Origin of the sequence: Pseudonocardia yunnanensis, assembly GCF_039534065.1 — a bacterium.
GTDB lineage: Bacteria > Actinomycetota > Actinomycetes > Mycobacteriales > Pseudonocardiaceae > Pseudonocardia > Pseudonocardia yunnanensis.
In genome coordinates this window covers 102831-119877 of the sequence record NZ_BAAAUS010000017.1, presented here as the reverse complement: position 1 = coordinate 119877, position 17047 = coordinate 102831, and the positions used below count along the sequence as shown (strand labels likewise).

16 protein-coding genes are annotated in these 17047 nt (G+C 70.9%); 15 read left to right on the top strand and 1 reads right to left on the bottom strand.

Annotated features, from left to right (window positions below):
• Nucleotide 1: 1 nt before the first annotated feature.
• Nucleotides 2-670: a response regulator gene (locus ABD743_RS17280; protein WP_344723095.1), complete on the bottom strand. Its 669-nt coding sequence runs from the start codon at nucleotides 668-670 to the stop codon at nucleotides 2-4.
• A gap of 300 nt (nucleotides 671-970) precedes the next feature.
• Here ABD743_RS17280 and ABD743_RS17275 point away from each other — a divergent pair, with 300 nt between their 5' ends.
• The 15 genes from ABD743_RS17275 (at nucleotide 971) to rplJ (ending at nucleotide 17044) form a co-directional block, all read left to right on the top strand.
• On the top strand, nucleotides 971-2245 hold the full coding sequence (locus tag ABD743_RS17275; protein WP_344723230.1) for a sensor histidine kinase: 1275 nt from the start codon (nucleotides 971-973) through the stop codon (nucleotides 2243-2245).
• Between the two features lie 76 nt (nucleotides 2246-2321).
• The gene (locus ABD743_RS17270; protein WP_344723094.1) at nucleotides 2322-3431 is read left to right on the top strand and encodes an NDMA-dependent alcohol dehydrogenase; all 1110 of its coding nucleotides are present in this window, start codon (nucleotides 2322-2324) and stop codon (nucleotides 3429-3431) included.
• Nucleotides 3432-3460: 29 nt separating this feature from the next.
• Nucleotides 3461-4435, top strand: a complete 975-nt coding sequence (locus tag ABD743_RS17265) for a R2-like ligand-binding oxidase (RefSeq protein ID WP_344723093.1) — start codon at nucleotides 3461-3463, stop codon at nucleotides 4433-4435.
• Nucleotides 4436-4616: 181 nt separating this feature from the next.
• Complete coding sequence (locus tag ABD743_RS17260) at nucleotides 4617-5822, top strand: ABC transporter ATP-binding protein (protein ID WP_344723092.1); 1206 nt, start codon at nucleotides 4617-4619, stop codon at nucleotides 5820-5822.
• A 10-nt stretch (nucleotides 5823-5832) separates the two neighbouring features.
• Nucleotides 5833-6612, top strand: a complete 780-nt coding sequence (locus ABD743_RS17255; protein WP_344723091.1) for an MlaE family ABC transporter permease — start codon at nucleotides 5833-5835, stop codon at nucleotides 6610-6612.
• Between the two features lies 1 nt (nucleotide 6613).
• The gene (locus ABD743_RS17250; RefSeq protein WP_344723090.1) at nucleotides 6614-7453 is read left to right on the top strand and encodes an MlaE family ABC transporter permease; all 840 of its coding nucleotides are present in this window, start codon (nucleotides 6614-6616) and stop codon (nucleotides 7451-7453) included.
• 31 nt (nucleotides 7454-7484) lie between these two features.
• Entirely contained in the window at nucleotides 7485-8816 is a 1332-nt protein-coding gene (locus ABD743_RS17245; protein WP_344723089.1) for an MCE family protein, read from the top strand.
• Nucleotides 8813-9961, top strand: coding sequence for an MCE family protein (locus tag ABD743_RS17240; protein WP_344723088.1), 1149 nt, complete (start codon nucleotides 8813-8815; stop codon nucleotides 9959-9961). Before ABD743_RS17245 ends, ABD743_RS17240 begins: the two co-directional genes overlap by 4 nt.
• Nucleotides 9961-10926 (top strand): MCE family protein, encoded by a 966-nt coding sequence (locus ABD743_RS17235; RefSeq protein ID WP_344723087.1) that lies wholly within the window; start codon nucleotides 9961-9963, stop codon nucleotides 10924-10926. Before ABD743_RS17240 ends, ABD743_RS17235 begins: the two co-directional genes overlap by 1 nt.
• Before the next feature lie 2 nt (nucleotides 10927-10928).
• On the top strand, nucleotides 10929-12128 hold the full coding sequence (locus ABD743_RS17230; RefSeq protein ID WP_344723086.1) for an MCE family protein: 1200 nt from the start codon (nucleotides 10929-10931) through the stop codon (nucleotides 12126-12128).
• A complete protein-coding gene (locus ABD743_RS17225; protein WP_344723085.1) occupies nucleotides 12128-13414 on the top strand; it encodes an MCE family protein in 1287 nt (428 codons plus the stop codon). The genes ABD743_RS17230 and ABD743_RS17225 overlap by 1 nt, the downstream gene beginning before the upstream one ends.
• Entirely contained in the window at nucleotides 13411-14634 is a 1224-nt protein-coding gene (locus ABD743_RS17220; RefSeq protein WP_344723084.1) for an MCE family protein, read from the top strand. Before ABD743_RS17225 ends, ABD743_RS17220 begins: the two co-directional genes overlap by 4 nt.
• Before the next feature lie 26 nt (nucleotides 14635-14660).
• Nucleotides 14661-15221, top strand: coding sequence for a hypothetical protein (locus ABD743_RS17215; RefSeq protein ID WP_344723083.1), 561 nt, complete (start codon nucleotides 14661-14663; stop codon nucleotides 15219-15221).
• A gap of 18 nt (nucleotides 15222-15239) precedes the next feature.
• The gene (locus tag ABD743_RS17210) at nucleotides 15240-16106 is read left to right on the top strand and encodes a hypothetical protein (protein ID WP_344723082.1); all 867 of its coding nucleotides are present in this window, start codon (nucleotides 15240-15242) and stop codon (nucleotides 16104-16106) included.
• Between the two features lie 320 nt (nucleotides 16107-16426).
• Nucleotides 16427-17044 (top strand): 50S ribosomal protein L10, encoded by a 618-nt coding sequence (gene rplJ / locus ABD743_RS17205; RefSeq protein WP_344723081.1) that lies wholly within the window; start codon nucleotides 16427-16429, stop codon nucleotides 17042-17044.
• Nucleotides 17045-17047: the final 3 nt, after the last annotated feature.

Below are 17047 nucleotides of genomic sequence, written 5' to 3'. Positions count from 1 at the left end.
TTCAACGGCGGATGCGGTCGTTGCCGTCCAGCAGGCCGTAGCGGCCGGCAAGGGCCGCCGCTTCGATCCGGTTCGCCGCGCCGAGCTTGTGCAGCAGGGCGGCGATCATCCGCTTGGCCGTGCGCTCGCTCACGAGCATCGGCTTGGCGATCTCTGCGGTCTCCAGGCCGCGGGCCAGCAACTCCCACAGCTGCAGGTCCCGGCGGTCCAGACGTTCGAGGAGCCCGTCGCCCGCCCGGTCGCCCGCCGCGAGCAGAGCGTCGAGCAGGTCGGCGGGCAGCACACGTACCCCGGCGGCGATCGTCAGCAGCGGTGCGACGAGCACTTCGGGATCGGCCGACTTGCCGAGGAAACCGGTGGCCCCTGCCCGCAGAGCGGCTGCCGCGAGCCCCATGTCCTCGGTGCCCGACAGCGCGAGCACCTTGGTCGCGGGGTAGGCCGCCGTCAGACGGCGGATGGTCGTCACGCCGCCGAGCGGGGGCAGCGCGAGGTCGACGATCGCGATGTCGGCCGCTTCCCGGCCCACCAGGGCCACCGCCTCCTCACCGGCAGTGGTTGATCCGGCCACGACGAACGCATCGCCGGCGCGCGACTCCAGCAGCAGTGCCAACCCCTGCGAGAACAGGGCGTGGTCGTCGACGATGACCACGACGTACCGGCCGTCGCGCACGGCGCCGGATCCTAGTGCCGAGGAAACGAGGTCGTCTTACCCGTCTCCGGCGCCCAGGCGGCGCCTCGCGGCGTTGTCGTCGGCGCCGATACAACAGCGGTATCGGCGCCTCCTCCGCCTTGCGATTGCCCGGGTGCGGGTGTCCCGCAGGGACACAGCGCCTGGACACCGGATCCGGGCAAGGAACCTCGTTTCCGCGACACTAGTGCCCGCAAACCGGACCGGGCGCCGATGCTCGGATCAGCCCGGTCCAGCGCCTCGTACGGCTGCCTCGATGTGGGAGATGCTGGCGCCGTGCACATGGACGGCGCCGTCCGCGCCCTGTCGTCGGTCGAGGAGCGCATCACCGTCCTCATCCGCCTGCTGGTCGTCTGTTCGGTCGGGCTGGCGATCGTCCTCGGCCCGCAGCTCGCCCGCGGGCATGCGGTGACGCTCGGGGTATTCGTGCTGGCGGCGCTGGGCTACGCGACCGCGCTCGCGGTGGCCGAATGGCGCGGACGGCGGCTGTTGCCGGCGTGGCTGACGACGTCGGTTGACGCGGTGCTGACGTTGATCGCCTGCGCGCTGACCGGCGGGGCCACCAGCATCATGGTCGCGATTCTGCCGCTGGTCGTCATCGCCGCGTCGTTGCGTGGCGGGGCGGTGATCGGCAGGTTCGCGGCGCTGGGGGTCGGCGTTGCGTTCACGGTGTGCGCGGTTCTCGGGTCGGACGCGGGCGTTCCCCTCATCGACCGGCTGCTCGCCGGGGCGTGGTGGACGGGCTATCTGGTCGCCGCAGCGGTGCTGGTGGGCGTGTTGCTGCGCATGCTGGAGCGCCAGTTCGCGGTGGCCGCGGTGTCGCGCGCCAGGGCGCTCGCCGAGCACGAGGCCTTCCTGGAGGAGCGTGATCTGCGGGCCCGGTTGCTCGCCGCCCAGGAGGCGCGGATGGACGGCGTGCGGGTCGTCCTGCACGAGTTCCGTACGCCGGTCGCGTCGCTCACCGCGCTGTCGGCCGACCTCGCCGCCGACCGGCTCACCGGGGACGCCAGGCAAACGGCGACCCGGCTGCTGGCCGAGCACGCCGTGCACCTGCGCGACATGCTCGACGGGCTCGCCGACGTCGCCGTGCGGGAGGGCTCGCCGCTCGGGAGGGTGCGGGAGCGGCCGGTCCGGCTGGTCGAGCTCGCCGACGCCGTGCTGGACGCGGCGGGAGTGGAACCGGCGCGGCGGTCGGCACGGGTGTCGCCGCCGGACGCGGTGGTCCGGTGCGACCCGCAGAGGCTGCGCCGGGTGCTCACCAACCTGGTGGAGAACGCCGCCCGGCACAGCGGTGAGGCGGTCGTCGAGCTGGAGCTGAGGCATGCGGACGGCCGGCTGGTGGCCGAGGTGCGCGACCGCGGTCCGGGCCTCCCACCCGGCCAGGAGGGCATGGTGACGGCGAAGGGCGTCGCCCTCGGGGACCGGCGGGGCACGGCGGGCATCGGGCTGTGGATCGTCGAGGCATTGGTGGCGGCGATGGACGGCGAGCTGCACCTCCTGCCGCGGGACGGCGGTGGCCTGGTGGCCCACCTGGAGCTCCCTCTCCCCGTGACGTGACGACTGGCACCCATGGGCCATTACAGGAACCCGCGGCCCCCTGCTTTCGGTCGTGATCCACGACATGCTGACCCCCATGAAGACCACGGCGGCGGTGATCCGGGAGCTCGGCGGAAAGTGGGAGGTCGAGGAGGTCGAGCTCGATCCACCGGGCCCCGGTGAGGTGCTGGTGGAGCTGGTCGCGAGCGGGCTGTGCCACTCCGACGAGCACCTGGTCACCGGCGATCTGCCCATCGCCTTTCCGATGATCGGGGGGCACGAGGGAGCCGGGCGCGTCCTGCAGGTCGGCCCGGGGGTCACGGAGGTGGAGACCGGCGACCCGATCGTGATGACGTTCCTGCCGTCGTGCGGCCGGTGCAGCTACTGCGTGCGCGGCTACACCTCCCTGTGCAACGACGGCGCAGGCTCGATGCTCGGCCCACAGCTCGACGGCACCTACCGCTTCCACGGCGAAGGCGGCGAGGACATCGGGCAGATGTGCCTGCTGGGCACGTTCGCACGGCACACCGTGGTGCCGGTCAAGTCCGTCGTGAAGATCGACGAGGGCATCCCGCTGGAGCTGGCGGCGCTCGTCGGCTGTGGGGTCACCACGGGCGTCGGCTCGGCGATCCGCACGGCCGACCTGCGGGTCGGCGACACCGCCGTCGTCATCGGCGTCGGCGGGATCGGCGCCAACGCGGTGCAGGGCGCGAAGCTGGCGGGCTGCCGGTACGTGATGGCCGTCGACCCCGTGGAGTTCAAGCGCGAGAAGGCGCTGGAGCTGGGGGCCACTCACGTGGCCGCCGACATGGACGAGGCGTGGGCGACGGTTTCCGAACTCACTCGTGGTCAGCTCGCCGACGCCGCGATCCTGACCACCGACGTGGCCGAGGGCAGCTACCTGCAGCCGGCGCTGCAGCTCGTCGGCAAGCGGGGCCGGGTGGTCGTCACGGCGCTCGGCCACCCCGACGAGGACACGGCGAAGCTCTCGCTGCTGGAGCTCACGCTCTACGAGAAGCAGATCCGGGGCGCGCTGTACGGCAGCTCCAGCGCCCAGCACGACGTGCCGCGGCTGCTCGAGCTGCACCGGCTCGGCCAGCTGAAGCTCGAGGAGCTCGTGACCAGGACCTACCCGCTGGAAGAGATCAACACGGGTTACCAGGACATGCGCGAGGGCCGCAACATCCGCGGCGTCATCCGGTACTGAGCAGACCACCGCAGCAAAGGAGCGAGACGGTGACCGAGAAGCGATCGATCGAGCACGGCAGGCGCACCGGGTTCGCGACCCTGCAGCGCGGGGGGCTGAACTTCGACTCCCTGCCGATGCGCCTGTTCAGCAAGGGCAACGCCCGGCACTGGAACCCCGCCGACATCGACTTCACGCAGGACGCGCGTGACGTCGCCGAGATGACCGAGCACGAGCGCTGGTGGACCTGCTCGCTCGCCACGCAGTTCATGGCGGGCGAGGAGTCGGTCACCCAGGACCTGCAGCCGTTCGTGGCGGCGATGGCAGCCGAGGGCCGTATCGCCGACGAGATGTACCTGACGCAGTTCGTGTTCGAGGAGGCCCGGCACACCGAGGCGTTCCGCCGGTGGTTCGACGCCGTCGGGCTAACCGAGGACCTGCACTCCTACATCGAGACGAACCCGCACTACATGGAGATCTTCACCCGGCAGCTGCCGGACAGCCTGTACGCGCTCGCGGCCGACCCGTCGCCGCACAACCAGATCCGCGCCTCGGTCACCTACAACCACATCGTCGAGGGCACGCTCGCGCTCACCGGCTACTTCACGTGGGCGAAGGTGTGCTCGAGCCGCGGGATCCTGCCCGGCATGCAGCAGGTCATCAAGCTCATCGGTGACGACGAGCGCCGCCACATGGCGTGGGGGACGTTCACCTGCCGCCGCCACGTCGCCGCCGACGACAGCCTCTGGGACGTCGTCGACGAGCGGATGCAGGAGCTGCTGGTGCCGGCGATGGGCGTGGTCACGCACACCTTCGAGGAGTTCGAGGGCGAGGAACCGCCGTTCTCCGTCGACCTGAACGAGCTCGCGGAGTACGCGATGGACAAGGTCGGGCGCAGGCTCGGCGCCATCGAGTCGGCACGGGGTGCGGACGTGCGCGCCATCGACGTCGACGCCTCCCCCGAGCAACTCGAGGAGCGGTTCCACGCCGAGGATCTGGCGGTGCTCCCCGTCCCCGCGGCGTGACACACCGCGAGCGGACTAGTGCGGTTGGGGGTGACTGAGCGTCCATCTGGGGTAACCTCGCGGCGTTCTATGACCGGCGAGTAACCGAGATCACCAGGCCTCGTTGACCCTTTCGTGGGCAGCCGGCCGGTCCGCGCACATCGGCCGGCCCGCTCCCGACGAGAAGGTTCAGGAGGCACCGGTGGCTGGCGTCGAGGTCAAGGTGGAAGGGCTCTCGAAGTCCTTCGGCCGCGCCAACATCTGGTCCGACGTGTCGCTGACGCTGCCACCCGGCGAGGTGTCGGTGCTGCTCGGGCCGTCCGGCACCGGCAAGTCGGTGTTCCTCAAGACCCTCATCGGGCTGCTGAAGCCGGAGCAGGGATCGATCGTCATCCACGGCACCGACCTCGTGCGCTGCTCCGAGTCGCGTCTCTACGAGCTGCGCAAGCTGTTCGGCGTGCTGTTCCAGGACGGCGCGCTGTTCGGCTCGATGAACCTCTACGACAACATCGCGTTCCCGCTCCGCGAGCACACGAAGAAGTCGGAGTCGGAGATCCGCGACATCGTCGCGGAGAAGATGGCGATGGTCGGCCTCACCGGCGACGAGCGGAAGCTGCCCGGCGAGATCTCCGGGGGGATGCGCAAGCGCGCGGGGTTGGCGCGAGCGCTGGTGCTCGACCCGGAGATCATCCTGTTCGACGAGCCGGACTCCGGTCTCGACCCCGTGCGAACGGCCTACCTGAACCAGCTGATCATCGACCTGAACGCGCAGACGGACGCGACGTTCCTGATCGTCACGCACGACATCAACACGGCGCAGACGGTGCCGGACAACATCGGGATGCTCTACCGCAAGCACCTGGCGATGTTCGGGCCGCGCGAGGTGCTGCTGACGTCCGAGGAGCCGGTGGTCGCCCAGTTCCTGAACGGGCGCAGGCAGGGCCCGATCGGCATGTCGGAGGAGAAGGACACCGCGCAGGCCGCCCGGGAGATGCAGGAAGCTGGGGAGCTCGCTGGGCTGCCGCCCATGAAGCCGCAGCTGCAGCCGAGCCCGGGTGTGGGGGAGCGCAAGGCCGTCGGCCGCCGCCGTCAGCGTGTGCAACAGATGCTGCACACACTGCCTGCCGCGGCTCAGCAGGCGATCCGGGAGAACTACGCCCACGACCCGCTGCCGGACCCCCGGCCCGTCGCACCTCCCCTGCAGACACCGCCGCCGAGAACGGGCTGGCGGTGGCGCTCGCGGGGCCCGGTGCCGGGCTACCCGCCCCGAGCGCCCGGGTACGGCCCGGAGGCCGACGGCTTCGACACCTTCGACCCCGGCTATGTCGGCGACCCGGACCGTGACCCGCGGCCGGGGGCCGACGGTCCACCACCCCCTCCGCCCGGTCACGGCCGGCACCGGTCCTGAGGCGGCGAACATGACGGCACCTGCCCCGATCACCCGCGCCCTCACCCCCGTCGGACGACTGTTCGGACTCGGGATCGACGTCGTCCGCAACACCTTCCGACCACCGTTCCAGCTGCGCGAGTACATCGAGCAGACCTGGTTCGTCACCAAGGTCTCCGCGCTCCCGACGGCCCTGTTCACCATCCCGTTCGGCGCCACGATCGCGCTGCTCCTGGCCGACCTCACCCGCCAGTTCGGCGCACAGAGCCAGACCGGCGCGGGCAGCGTGCTCGCGATCGTCCAGCAGGCCGCGCCGATCGTCACCGCCCTGCTGATCTCCGGCGCAGGCGGCAGCGCGGTGTGCGCCGACCTCGGAGCCCGGACGATCCGCGAGGAGATCGCCGCGATGGAGGTGCTGGGCATCTCGCCCATCCAGCGCCTCGTCGTTCCCCGGGTGCTCGCGATGGCCACCACAGCGGTGGTGCTCAACGGGCTCGCCACGGTGGTGGGCGTCGCCGGCGGCTACTTCTTCAACGTCGTGGTGCAGGGCGGCACCCCCGGCGCCTACATCGCGAGCTTCTCGGCGATCGCGCAGGTCTCCGACATCGTGGTGAGCGAGATCAAGGCGGCCCTGTTCGGCTTCACCGCCGGCATCGTCGCCTCCTACCGCGGCCTCAACCCGCCACCGGGACCCAAGGGCGTGGGCGACGCGGTGAACCAGTCCGTCGTCATCTCATTCGTGCTGGTGTTCCTGATCAACCTGGTGCTGACGTCGCTGTACCTCGAGCTCGTGCCGCCGAAGGGGTCGTGACGTGGCGCTGCTGAACGGCCGGGCGCGCCGGGTGGTGGACGCGCCGCTGCAGGTGCTGGAGGAGCTGGGTGAGCAGCTCTCGCTCTACGCCCGCGCGATCGTGTGGATCCCGCGCACGCTGCGCCGCTACCGCTCGGAGATCGCCCGGCTGCTGGCCGAGGTGAGCTTCGGCTCCGGCGCGCTGATCGTCATCCTCGGCACTGCCGGCGTGATGCTGTCGCTGTCGCTCTTCGTCGGCAGCCTCGTGGGTCTGCAGGGCTTCCGGGCGCTGGACTCGCTCGGGGTCGAGGCGCTCACCGGCTTCATCACCGCGTACTTCAACACCCGCGACATCGCGCCTCTCGTGGCGTCGGCGGCGCTCACCGCCACCCTGGGCGCCGGCTTCACCGCACAGCTGGGCGCGATGCGGATCTCCGAGGAGGTCGACGCGCTGGAGGTGATGGCGGTGCCCAGCGTGCCGTTCCTCATCACCACCCGTGTGATCGCGGGCGTGATCGCGATCATCCCGATGTACACGATCGGACTCCTGGCGAGCTTTGCCGCGTCACGGCTCAACGTCACGCTGATCAACGGCCTGCCCGGCGGCACGTACGACCACTACTTCGATCTGTTCCTGCCGGTCAGCGACGTGCTGTACTCGTATCTCAAAGTGATCATCTTCGCGGTCGTGATCATCCTGATCCACTGCCACTACGGCTACAGCGCCAAGGGCGGCCCGGCGGGCGTCGGCATCGCGGTCGGGCGGTCGGTGCGCCTGTCGATCGTCAGCACGGCGATCCTCGACTTCTTCCTCACGCTGGTCATCTACGGCACCTCGACGTCCGTGAGCGTGGCCGGATGACGGCGGCGCAGCTCATCGGCGGAGGCCTGTCGTGAAGCGCAGGCTGCAGGGGCTCGCGTTCGTCGTGGTGCTGCTCGCGATGGCAGGGCTCGCCGTGGGCGCCTACGCCGGGTTCTTCTCCGACGCCGTGCCGGTGACGTTGAAGGTCGATCGGGTCGGCACCCAGCTCGCGCCTCGCGCGGACGTGAAGGTCCGGGGTCTGAACGTCGGCACCGTCAGGTCGGTGAGCACCGACGGGACCGGCGCCACGGTGGAACTCGCGCTCGACCGCGACAAGATCGCGCTGATCCCGCGGAGCGTCTCGGCGCGGCTGATCCCCAAGACCCTGTTCGGGGAGAAGTACGTGTCGCTGGTGCCACCCAGCGGGCCGCCGGGGCCGTCGCTCGCGGCGGGTGACGTGATCCCGGAGGACCGGAGCGCGGCCGCCCGCGAGGTGGAACGGGTGCTCGACGGGCTGCTCCCGCTCCTCCAAGCCGTCGAACCTCAGGACCTCGCCACCACGCTCGGTGCCCTGTCGCAAGCGCTGTCCGGCCGCGGCGAGGACCTCGGCAAGACGCTGGTGCAGCTGCAGCAGCTGACGGGCGGGCTGCGCCCCGCGGTGCCCGACCTGCAGGAGGACATCACGCAGCTGGCCGACTTCGCCGCCAACGCGAACGACGCCGCCCCTGACCTGCTCGACGCCCTGGAGGACTTCAGCGTCACCAGCAGGACGGTCGTGGAGCAACGCCAGCAGCTGAACGACCTGCTCACCGGGGTCACCGAGGCGTCGGACGACCTGAAGGCGTTCCTCGTGGAGAACCGCGGCAACATCATCGGGCTGGCGTCGTCGAGCCGCCCCACCCTGGAGAGCCTGGCGCGCTACGCGCCGGAGTTCCCGTGCCTGTTCGGCCAGCTCGCAGGCCTCGTGCCGCGCATCGACAAGGCGTTCGGCGTGGGCACCGACCGGCCGGGGCTGCGCATCACGCTGGAGATCGTCGCGAACAAGGGCAAGTACGTGCCCGACCAGGACGAGCCGCGCTACCTCGACGACCGCGGCCCGCGCTGCTACCCGATCCGGGACCTCGGCCCCGAACAACTGCCGGACGGCCCGTTCAAGGACGGCTCGAAACCGTCGCCACCGCCCGTCGGCACGCCGATGGGCGACCCCGAGGACGTCGGGGCGGAGGACTTCGGCACGGCTCCGGCCTCGTACCCCGGCCCGGCCGGCTACACCGGCATGGGGCTGCCCAACTCACCGGGCGAGCAGCAGATCGTCGCCGAGCTCACCGCGGCCCGCGACGGCACGTCGCCGTCCGCGGTGCCGAACTGGAGCTCGATGCTGGTCGGTCCGCTCTACCGGGGCACCGAGGTGGCGTTGACGTGAGCAGGATCCCGTACGGGCCGCTGATCAAGTTCACCGCGCTGACGGTCGTGGTCGCGCTGGCCACCACCGTGCTGGCGCTGACCATCGCGAACGCGTCGCCGGGGGAGCACACGGCCTACACCGCGCGCTTCACGGATGCATCGGGGCTGCTGCCCGGCGACGACGTCCGGATCGCGGGGGTCGTCGTCGGCACCGTCGACGACATCCGGATCGTCGACAAGCGGGTCGCCGAGGTTGCCTTCAGCGTCTCCCGGGACCAGCGGCTCCCGGCATCGGTGACGGGCGCGATCCTCTACAAGAACCTCATCGGCCAGCGGTTCCTGTCGCTCGCACTGGGTGCCGGGCCCACCGGCGACACCCTTCCGCCAGGGGGCACGATCCCGGTGGAGCGCACCCGCCCGCCGCTGAACCTCACCACGCTGTTCAACGGGTTCAAGCCGCTGTTCGCCGCGCTCGACCCGCAGCAGGTCAACCAGCTGTCCTTCGAGATCATCCAGGTCCTGCAGGGGCAGGGCGGCACCGTGCAGAGCCTGCTCGCGAGCACATCGTCACTGACCAACACGCTCGCCGACCGCGACGAGGTGATCGGGCAGGTCATCGACAACCTCAACGCGGTGCTCGACACCGTCAACGCGCGGGATCAGCAGCTGTCGGACCTCATCAGCTCCCTGCAGGCACTGGTGTCCGGCCTCGCCGAGGACCGCAAGCCGATCGGCGACGCGATCGTCTCCATCGGCAAGCTCACCACGGTCACGGCCGGTTTCGTCGAGGAGGGGCGGCCCGCGCTGCGCCAGGACATCGCCTCGCTCGGTGACCTCGCCGGCAACCTGAACGACCAGGCGCCCAAGCTGGAGCAGACCCTGCTGAACCTGCCGGGGAAGCTGGAGACGGTCTCCCGGGCGGGCAGCTACGGCAGCTGGTTCCAGTTCTATCTGTGCGGCCTCACCGGCTCCGTCGGGCTCGAGCCCTACCTCCCGACGGCCGAGATCCCGGCATTCACCAGCGCCTCCCCGCGGTGCGGACCCGACCCCGACGGTGTGGAGGGCGAGAAGCCGAATCCGCTCGGCGGCATCCCTCCCGTCGCCCCGGACGGTCCCGGGCTGCCCGCGCTGCCACCTGCTCTGTCGTTGCCGGGGGACCACTGATGCCCGGACAGCGCAACCCCGTCCGCACCGCTGTGATCGGCCTGCTGACGATCGTGCTCATCGTCGTGCTGGCCTTCAACGGCCCGGCGATCTTCGGCGGCGGCACCACTTACCGCGCCGAGTTCGGCGAGGCCGCCGGGCTCACCTCCGGCGACCTCGTCACCATCGCGGGCGTCGAGGCCGGGCGGGTCGGCTCCGTCGAGCTGGCCGGTGACCGGGTTCTCGTCACTTTCACGGTTTCCGACGCCTGGGTCGGCGACCGGACCTCCGCCTCGATCGAGATCAAGACGCTGCTTGGCTCGAAGTACCTGGCGCTCGACCCACAGGGCGACAACGCCCTCGAACCCGGAGCCGTGATCCCGCTGGCCCGCACCGCGTCCCCGTTCGACGTGGTGGAGGCGTTCGACGGGCTCTCCGGCACGATCGACCAGCTCGACACCAAGCAGCTTGCGCAGAGCCTGACCACGCTGGCCGACACGTTCCGCGACACCGCCCCCGAGGTCCGCGGCGCCCTCGACGGGCTCTCCCGCCTCTCCACCACCATCGCGAGCCGGGACGAGGAGATCCACAAGCTGCTCGAAGGTACCCACAAGCTCTCCGGTGTGCTGGCCGATCGGAACGACGAGTTCGAGAAGCTCCTCTCCGACGGCAACCTCCTGCTCTCCGAGCTCCAGAAGCGCAAGGAGGCGATCAGCGCACTGCTCGACGGCACGCGCGAGCTGTCGAAGCAGTTGCAGGGCCTGGTCGCAGACAACCGCGACCAGCTGCGGCCCACGCTGGAGAAGCTCGACAAGGTCGCCGCGCTGCTGCAGCGCAACCGGGATGCCCTCGACAACGGGCTGCGGCTCGAGGCGGTGTTCGTGCGGCTGTTCACCAACGCCGTCGGCAACGGCCGCTGGTTCGACAGCTACCTCTGCGGACTGGTGCCCCCGACCGTCGGCCCGATCAACCCGGGGGGGTGCTGAGGATGGGGCTCACCCTCACCGACCGCCGCCAGCTTCAGTTCACCGCGCTGGCGGCCGTGGTGGCCGTGCTGGTCGCCGGCGGGCTCTATCTCGTGCTCCAGCCGCCCGGGCGGCTGGTCACGGCGTACTTCACGTCGGCGACGGCCCTGTTCGAGGACAACTCCGTGCGGGTGCTCGGCGTGCCGGTCGGCACGATCACCAAGGTCGAACCGCAGGGCACGCAGGTGCGTGTGGAGATGCGGATCACCGACGCCGAGCTCAAGCTCCCGGCCGACGTGCGCGCCGTCGTCGTCTCACCCAGCCTCGTCACCGGTCGCTACGTCCAGCTCACCCCCACCTTCTCGGGCGGCCCGGAGCTGACCGACGGGGCCGTCATCCCGGTCGAGCGCACCGCCACCCCGCTCGGGGTGGACGAGCTCACGCGCACGGCCACCGAGCTCTCGAAGGCACTCGGACCGGACGGGGTGAACGCGAAGGGGGCGCTCTCCGACGCGCTCGACGTCGGGGCGGAGAACCTGGACGGCAACGGCCGGAAGCTCAACGACACGATCCACAACCTGGGCGAGCTGTCAGGGACGCTGGCGAACTCGCGCGAGGATCTCTTCGGCACCGTCACGGAGCTGCAGAAGTTCACGTCCATGCTCGCCGACAACGACGACCAGGTGCGGGAGTTCAACGGCAGGCTCGCGGACGTCTCGGGCTTCCTCGCCGACGAGCGGGGTGACCTCGGCAGCGCTGTCTCGGAGCTGTCGATCGCCCTCGGTGAAGTGGCCGACTTCGTGCGGGACAACCGGGGCGAGATCAAGTCCAACGTCGACAAGCTCACCGACGTCACCGCGGTGTTGGTCAAGCAGCAGAAGGCGCTGGCCGAGATCCTCGACATCGCCCCCGTAGGCCTGTCCAACCTCGCCAACACCTACAACGGCTCCTCGGGCACCCTCGACACCCGCGCCGACATCAACGAGCTGTCGCTGCCCCCGATCGTGCTGATCTGCCAGGCGCTCAAGCGCGGCACGCCCGCCGACCTGCCGCCCACCCTCTCCGACACCTGCTCCCAGCTCGAACCCGTGCTGTCCGGTGCCGTGCCGCTGCCGAGCCCCGCGCAGGTGATCAACTCCCTGCAGTCCGGTCAGCTGCCGCCCGTGCCCGGGTTGGCGCTACCGACGGACCCACCGCCGGCGCACGCGGGCGGTGACAAGTGATGGGCCGGGCGTCGCTCCGACTCGGCGCGCTCGTCACCGTGGTCGCGCTGCTCACCAGCGGGTGCGGCGTGCTCTCCGGCGGGCTGCGCGGCGTCGACCTGCCGGGTGGCGCGGCCCTGGGCCCCGACCCCTACCGGCTCACGATCGAGTTCTCCGACGTCGTCGACCTCGTTCCCCAGTCGCTGGTGAAGGTCGACGACGTCTCCGTCGGCACCGTCACCGACATCAGCGTCAGCCCCACCTGGACGGCGCTGGTGAGCGTGCTCGTCAACCGCGACGTCGCGCTGCCCGCCGATGCGCAGGCCCGGATCCGCACCACGAGCTTGCTGGGCGAGAAGTTCGTCGAGCTCTCCCGCCCACAGGAAGCGCCTGGAGCGGCGTCGCCACCGCCGATCGCCGACGGCGCCACCATCCCGCTCGCCCGCACCAGCCGGGCGGCGGAGGTGGAGGAGGTGCTCGGGGCGCTGTCGCTCCTGCTCAACGGCGGGGGCATCGCACAGATCCGGACGATCTCCAGCGAGCTCAACAAGGCGCTCACCGGCAACGAGCCCGAGATCCGCGCACTGCTCGACGACCTGGACCATCTCGTCGGCGCGCTCGACGACCGCAAGACCGAGATCACGCGCGCGCTCGACGAGATCAACCGGCTGTCCTCCACGCTGAACGACCGCCGCGACCAGATCAAGACCGCGCTCGACGACCTCGCGCCCGGGCTCAAGGAGCTGGAGGCCCAGCGCGCGCAACTCGTCGACATGCTGCAGGCACTCGACAGGCTCTCCGGCGTCGCCACCGACGTGATCAACCGCAGCCGGGACGACGTGCTCGCCGACCTGAAACTGCTGCAGCCGATCCTGGGCAAGCTCGCCGAATCCGGCCCCGACCTGGTCAACTCGCTCGAGCTCCTGCCCACCTTCCCGTTCACCGACGGCTCGGTCGACGGCTTCGCAGGCGACTACGCCAACCTCTATGCGCGCGCCGATCTCGACCTCGGCCACATCCTGCAGAACCTCGCACGTTCCAATCAGCCCTTCCCCGGCCCGGACGGCCCGATCCCCGGGCTGCCGCCCACGGCCGAGCTGCTCGGCCCCCTGCTGGGCCCCACCGCCCCGTCGCTCCCGAAGGTCCCGCTCCTCGGCGACGACGGCCTGCTCCCGTTGCCAGGGCTCCCCGGCCCGCAGCCGCGTGACTCCGACCCTGACTCCGACGCCCCGGAGACGCCGAGCTCCACACCCGAGCCGAACGAGGGTGGCGGGATCCTCGGCGGCCTGCTGGGAGGCGGCCGGTGATCACCAAGGCGGTACGACTACAGCTGATCGCGTTCCTCCTCGTGACCGCTCTCGGGGTGGGCTACGCGGGCTTCCGGTACGCCGGATTCGGCGACCTCTTCGGCGCCACGACGTATCCCGTGCGACTACAGCTGGCCCAGTCCGGCGGCATCTTCACCGGCGCCGACGTGACCTACCGCGGGGTCGGCGTCGGCCGTGTCGGTCCGCTCACGCTGATCCCCGACGGCGTAGAGGTGCGGCTCGACATCAACCGCGACGCCCCACCGATCCCCGCGGACCTGGACGCCGCGGTGCACAACCTCTCCGCGATCGGGGAGCAGTACGTCGACCTGCAGCCCACCAGCGACGGTGGCCCGGTACTCGACGGCGGATCGGTGATCCCGATGTCGCGGACCAGCACCCCGGTGCCGATCGAGGACCTCGTCGTCAGCCTGGACGACTTCGTCCGTTCGGTGCCGCTGGATTCCCTGCGCACCGTCGTCGACCAGCTGGGCGATGCCTTCGAGGGCACCGCGCAGCCCCTGCAGAAGATCCTGGACACCACCAACGCGTTCACCGCCGACGCCGTCGACGCGCTGCCGCAGACACTGGCGCTGATCCACGACGGGCGCACGGTGCTCACCACCCAGAACGACGTGTCCGGGGATTTCAAGAGCTTCAGCCACGACCTGTCGCTGCTCGCCGACCAGCTCGCGACGTCCGACCCCGACCTGCGCAGGCTGCTCGTCACCGGCCCGGACGTGTCCGACGAGGTGGTCGGCCTGCTCCGGGAGAGCGGTCCGGGGCTCTCCCAGCTCCTCGCCGACCTGCTCACGGTGTCGCGGGTCGCCGAGCCACGCCAGGACGGGCTGCGGCAGCTGCTCGTCACCTATCCCGGGCTGGCCTCGAACGGCTACACCGCGGTGCCTGACGACGGCACGGCCCACCTCGGCCTCGCCGTGAATCTCTTCGACCCGTTCCCGTGCACGCAGGGCTACGAGGACACACCGCACCGGGCAGGGAGCGAGGTCGGGCCGGTCGAGCTCAACGAGGACGCCTACTGCGCGGAGCCTCCCGGGAGCCCGATCAGCGTCCGGGGTGCCCAGAACGTCCCGCACGCAGCCACCCCGACGCCGCCCGCGAACGCCCCGGTCGGACCGCCCGGGCCACTGCCCGCCGGATCGGCGCCCGTGGATTCGGCTCCCCCGCTGAGCTCCCTGGCCCAGATCCTGCTCAGCTGATCCGTCCCCCGACGGCTGGAGGTTCCATGACCGTTCTCGACGACCCGCCCGCGGCTCCGTCAGCGCCTGCCCGGCCACGGCAGGCCACCACCCTCGTGCGGGTGCTCGCCGTACTGGTGGCGGTGGCGGCGGTGGTCGCGGCCTTCTTCGGCGTGCGGTGGGCCCTCGCGCTCGGCGACGACGGCCTCGAGCTGGCCGCCCAGCGCGATGCCGTGCTCCTCGACGCGCAGCAGGCCGCCATCAACCTCAACAGCCTCGACTTCACCCACGTCGACGCCGGACTCGACCTGTGGGAACAGACCTCGACCGGACCGTTGCTCGACGAGTTCCGCGCCAACCGCGCCGAGTACTCCAAGGTCGTCACCGACTCCAAGCGCGTCACGACGGCCACCGTCGCCGACGCCGCGGTGGCCGAGCTCGACGTCCGTGCCGGCACCGCCCGCGTGCTCATCGGGGTGGACGTCAAGGTCGTTCCCCAGGGGCAGGACCCCGTGGTCACCCGCCAGCGCCTGCAGCTGGAGATGACCCGCACCGATGCCGGCTGGAAGGCGAGCAGGCTCGCCCCGGTCCGCTCCCCGGCAAGCTGAGAGCAGGAGACGCTCACCATGCCCCCACGTCCCCGCACACCGCGTTCCCGGGTGAGCACGATCCGCCGCCCCCGGGTGGCCGGAACCGCACCCGCTGCGCAGCGCACCACCACCGCTGATCGCTCCGCCTCGGACGACGTGCGCACCCGGCCCATCCCGCTCGGCTCCGTACCGGTCGCCGAGCCCTCGGCCCCGGGCCCGTCGGGCCTGAGCGCGTCGGGCCACCCGCCGAAAGACCCGACAGCCGAAGAACCAGCGCCCGAGCAGCCGGCGCCCGAGACATCGGCGTCCGAAGAGCCGACGACCGAGGAACGCGCGGTGACGCCGGCGGAGGAGCCGGCAGCCGATCTCGCGTCGGACAGCGGGAGCAAGCGCTCCCTGCGGGTGCCTCTCCTCGCCGCCGCGCTCGTGGTGCTCACCGGTCTCGCGGTGCTCTTCGGCAGCGAAGACGCGCACCTGCGCGACACCCCGTCCGCGGCCAACTCCGCCCTGGTCGACGTCGGAACCACGGCCGAGGTGTCGGGCCAGCTCACCGACGCGCTGCAGACCATCTACTCCTATGACTTCGCCCGACTCGACGAGAACGAGCGAGCCGCCCGCGCCGTGATCACGCCGGAGTTCGCCGACCAGTTCAACCGGTTGTTCGGCCAGGTCCGCGACCTCGCGCCGCAGCAACAGGCCGTGGTATCGGCCACGGTCACGCTCTCCGCGGTCAAGGAGATCACCGGCGACCGAGCAATGCTCGTGGCGTTCATGGACCAGCAGGCCACCCGGGCCGCCGCCGACGACGGCCAGCCCACCCAGCTTGCGGCGGCCGGCCGCCTGACAGTCACGGGGCAGAAGATCGACGGCCGCTGGAAGATCGCCGGCGTCGAGAGCAAATGAGGAGCCTGCTACTCGATCGGATTCACCCGGCGGCCTCGTGACATACCGGTGTCGGCACGAATGTCACGTCGCGTATCCTGGTCAGTGGTTCCACCGAAGACCGCAGGTCTACGTCGTCGGCGAGTGATCGCCGGTGGCGTACGAAGGTTCCGCGACAGCGGGCGGCCCGCGCAGGAGGACGAGGTCATCGCGAGGTGCGCTGGTGCGCGCCGTCTGCCACGCCCCGTGCGCTCCTGCGCCGGGGCGTTCGTCTTCTCCGGCTCCGTCGACGGTGGGTCAGTCACGTGCACGACCACCCGACAACCGAGAGGAGGCAAGGGATGGCCCGACCTGACAAGGTCGCGGCGGTCGACGAGATCGCCGAGAAGTTCCGGGGCTCGTCCGCCTCGGTGGTCACCGAGTACCGCGGCCTCACCATGTCCCAGCTGACGACGCTGCGCCGCTCGCTGGGCGACAGCGCCAGCTACCGCATCGCCAAGAACACCCTGGTGAAGCGGGCGGCCGAGAACGCAGGCCTGGATGGTCTCGAGGAGCTGCTCGTCGGCCCCACGGCGATCACCTTCATCACCGGCGAGCCCGTCGACGCTGCCAAGGCGCTGCGCGACTTCGCCAAGGCGAACCAGGCCCTCGTGATCAAGGGCGGCTTCATGGACGGTCGCACGCTGACCGTCGCCGAGGTCAACCAGCTCGCCGACCTGGAGTCGCGCGAGGTCCTGCTGTCGAAGCTGGCCGGCGCGATGAAGGGCACGATGGCCAAGGCTGCCGGCCTGTTCGCCGCCCCGGCGTCCCAGATGGCTCGCCTGGCGCAGGCCCTGGCCGACAAGCGCGCGGAGGAGGGCGGTGCGGCTCCGGCAGGTGCCGATGCCGACGCCACCGACGCCACCGAGGCCCCGGCGTCCGCCGACGCCTCCGAGGCTCCGGCTTCCGCCGAGAGCTGACCA

Excerpts from the sequence above, each read along its gene's own strand:
- ABD743_RS17225 (WP_344723085.1), top strand. The coding sequence starts at position 12,128 with ATGGGCCGGGCGTCGCTCCGACTCGGCGCGCTCGTCACCGTGGTCGCG.
- ABD743_RS17230 (WP_344723086.1), top strand. The coding sequence starts at position 10,929 with ATGGGGCTCACCCTCACCGACCGCCGCCAGCTTCAGTTCACCGCGCTG.
- rplJ (WP_344723081.1), top strand. The coding sequence starts at position 16,427 with ATGGCCCGACCTGACAAGGTCGCGGCGGTCGACGAGATCGCCGAGAAG.
- ABD743_RS17210 (WP_344723082.1), top strand. The coding sequence starts at position 15,240 with ATGCCCCCACGTCCCCGCACACCGCGTTCCCGGGTGAGCACGATCCGC.
- ABD743_RS17215 (WP_344723083.1), top strand. The coding sequence starts at position 14,661 with ATGACCGTTCTCGACGACCCGCCCGCGGCTCCGTCAGCGCCTGCCCGG.
- ABD743_RS17275 (WP_344723230.1), top strand. The coding sequence starts at position 971 with ATGGACGGCGCCGTCCGCGCCCTGTCGTCGGTCGAGGAGCGCATCACC.
- ABD743_RS17270 (WP_344723094.1), top strand. The coding sequence starts at position 2,322 with ATGAAGACCACGGCGGCGGTGATCCGGGAGCTCGGCGGAAAGTGGGAG.
- ABD743_RS17235 (WP_344723087.1), top strand. The coding sequence starts at position 9,961 with ATGCCCGGACAGCGCAACCCCGTCCGCACCGCTGTGATCGGCCTGCTG.
- ABD743_RS17255 (WP_344723091.1), top strand. The coding sequence starts at position 5,833 with ATGACGGCACCTGCCCCGATCACCCGCGCCCTCACCCCCGTCGGACGA.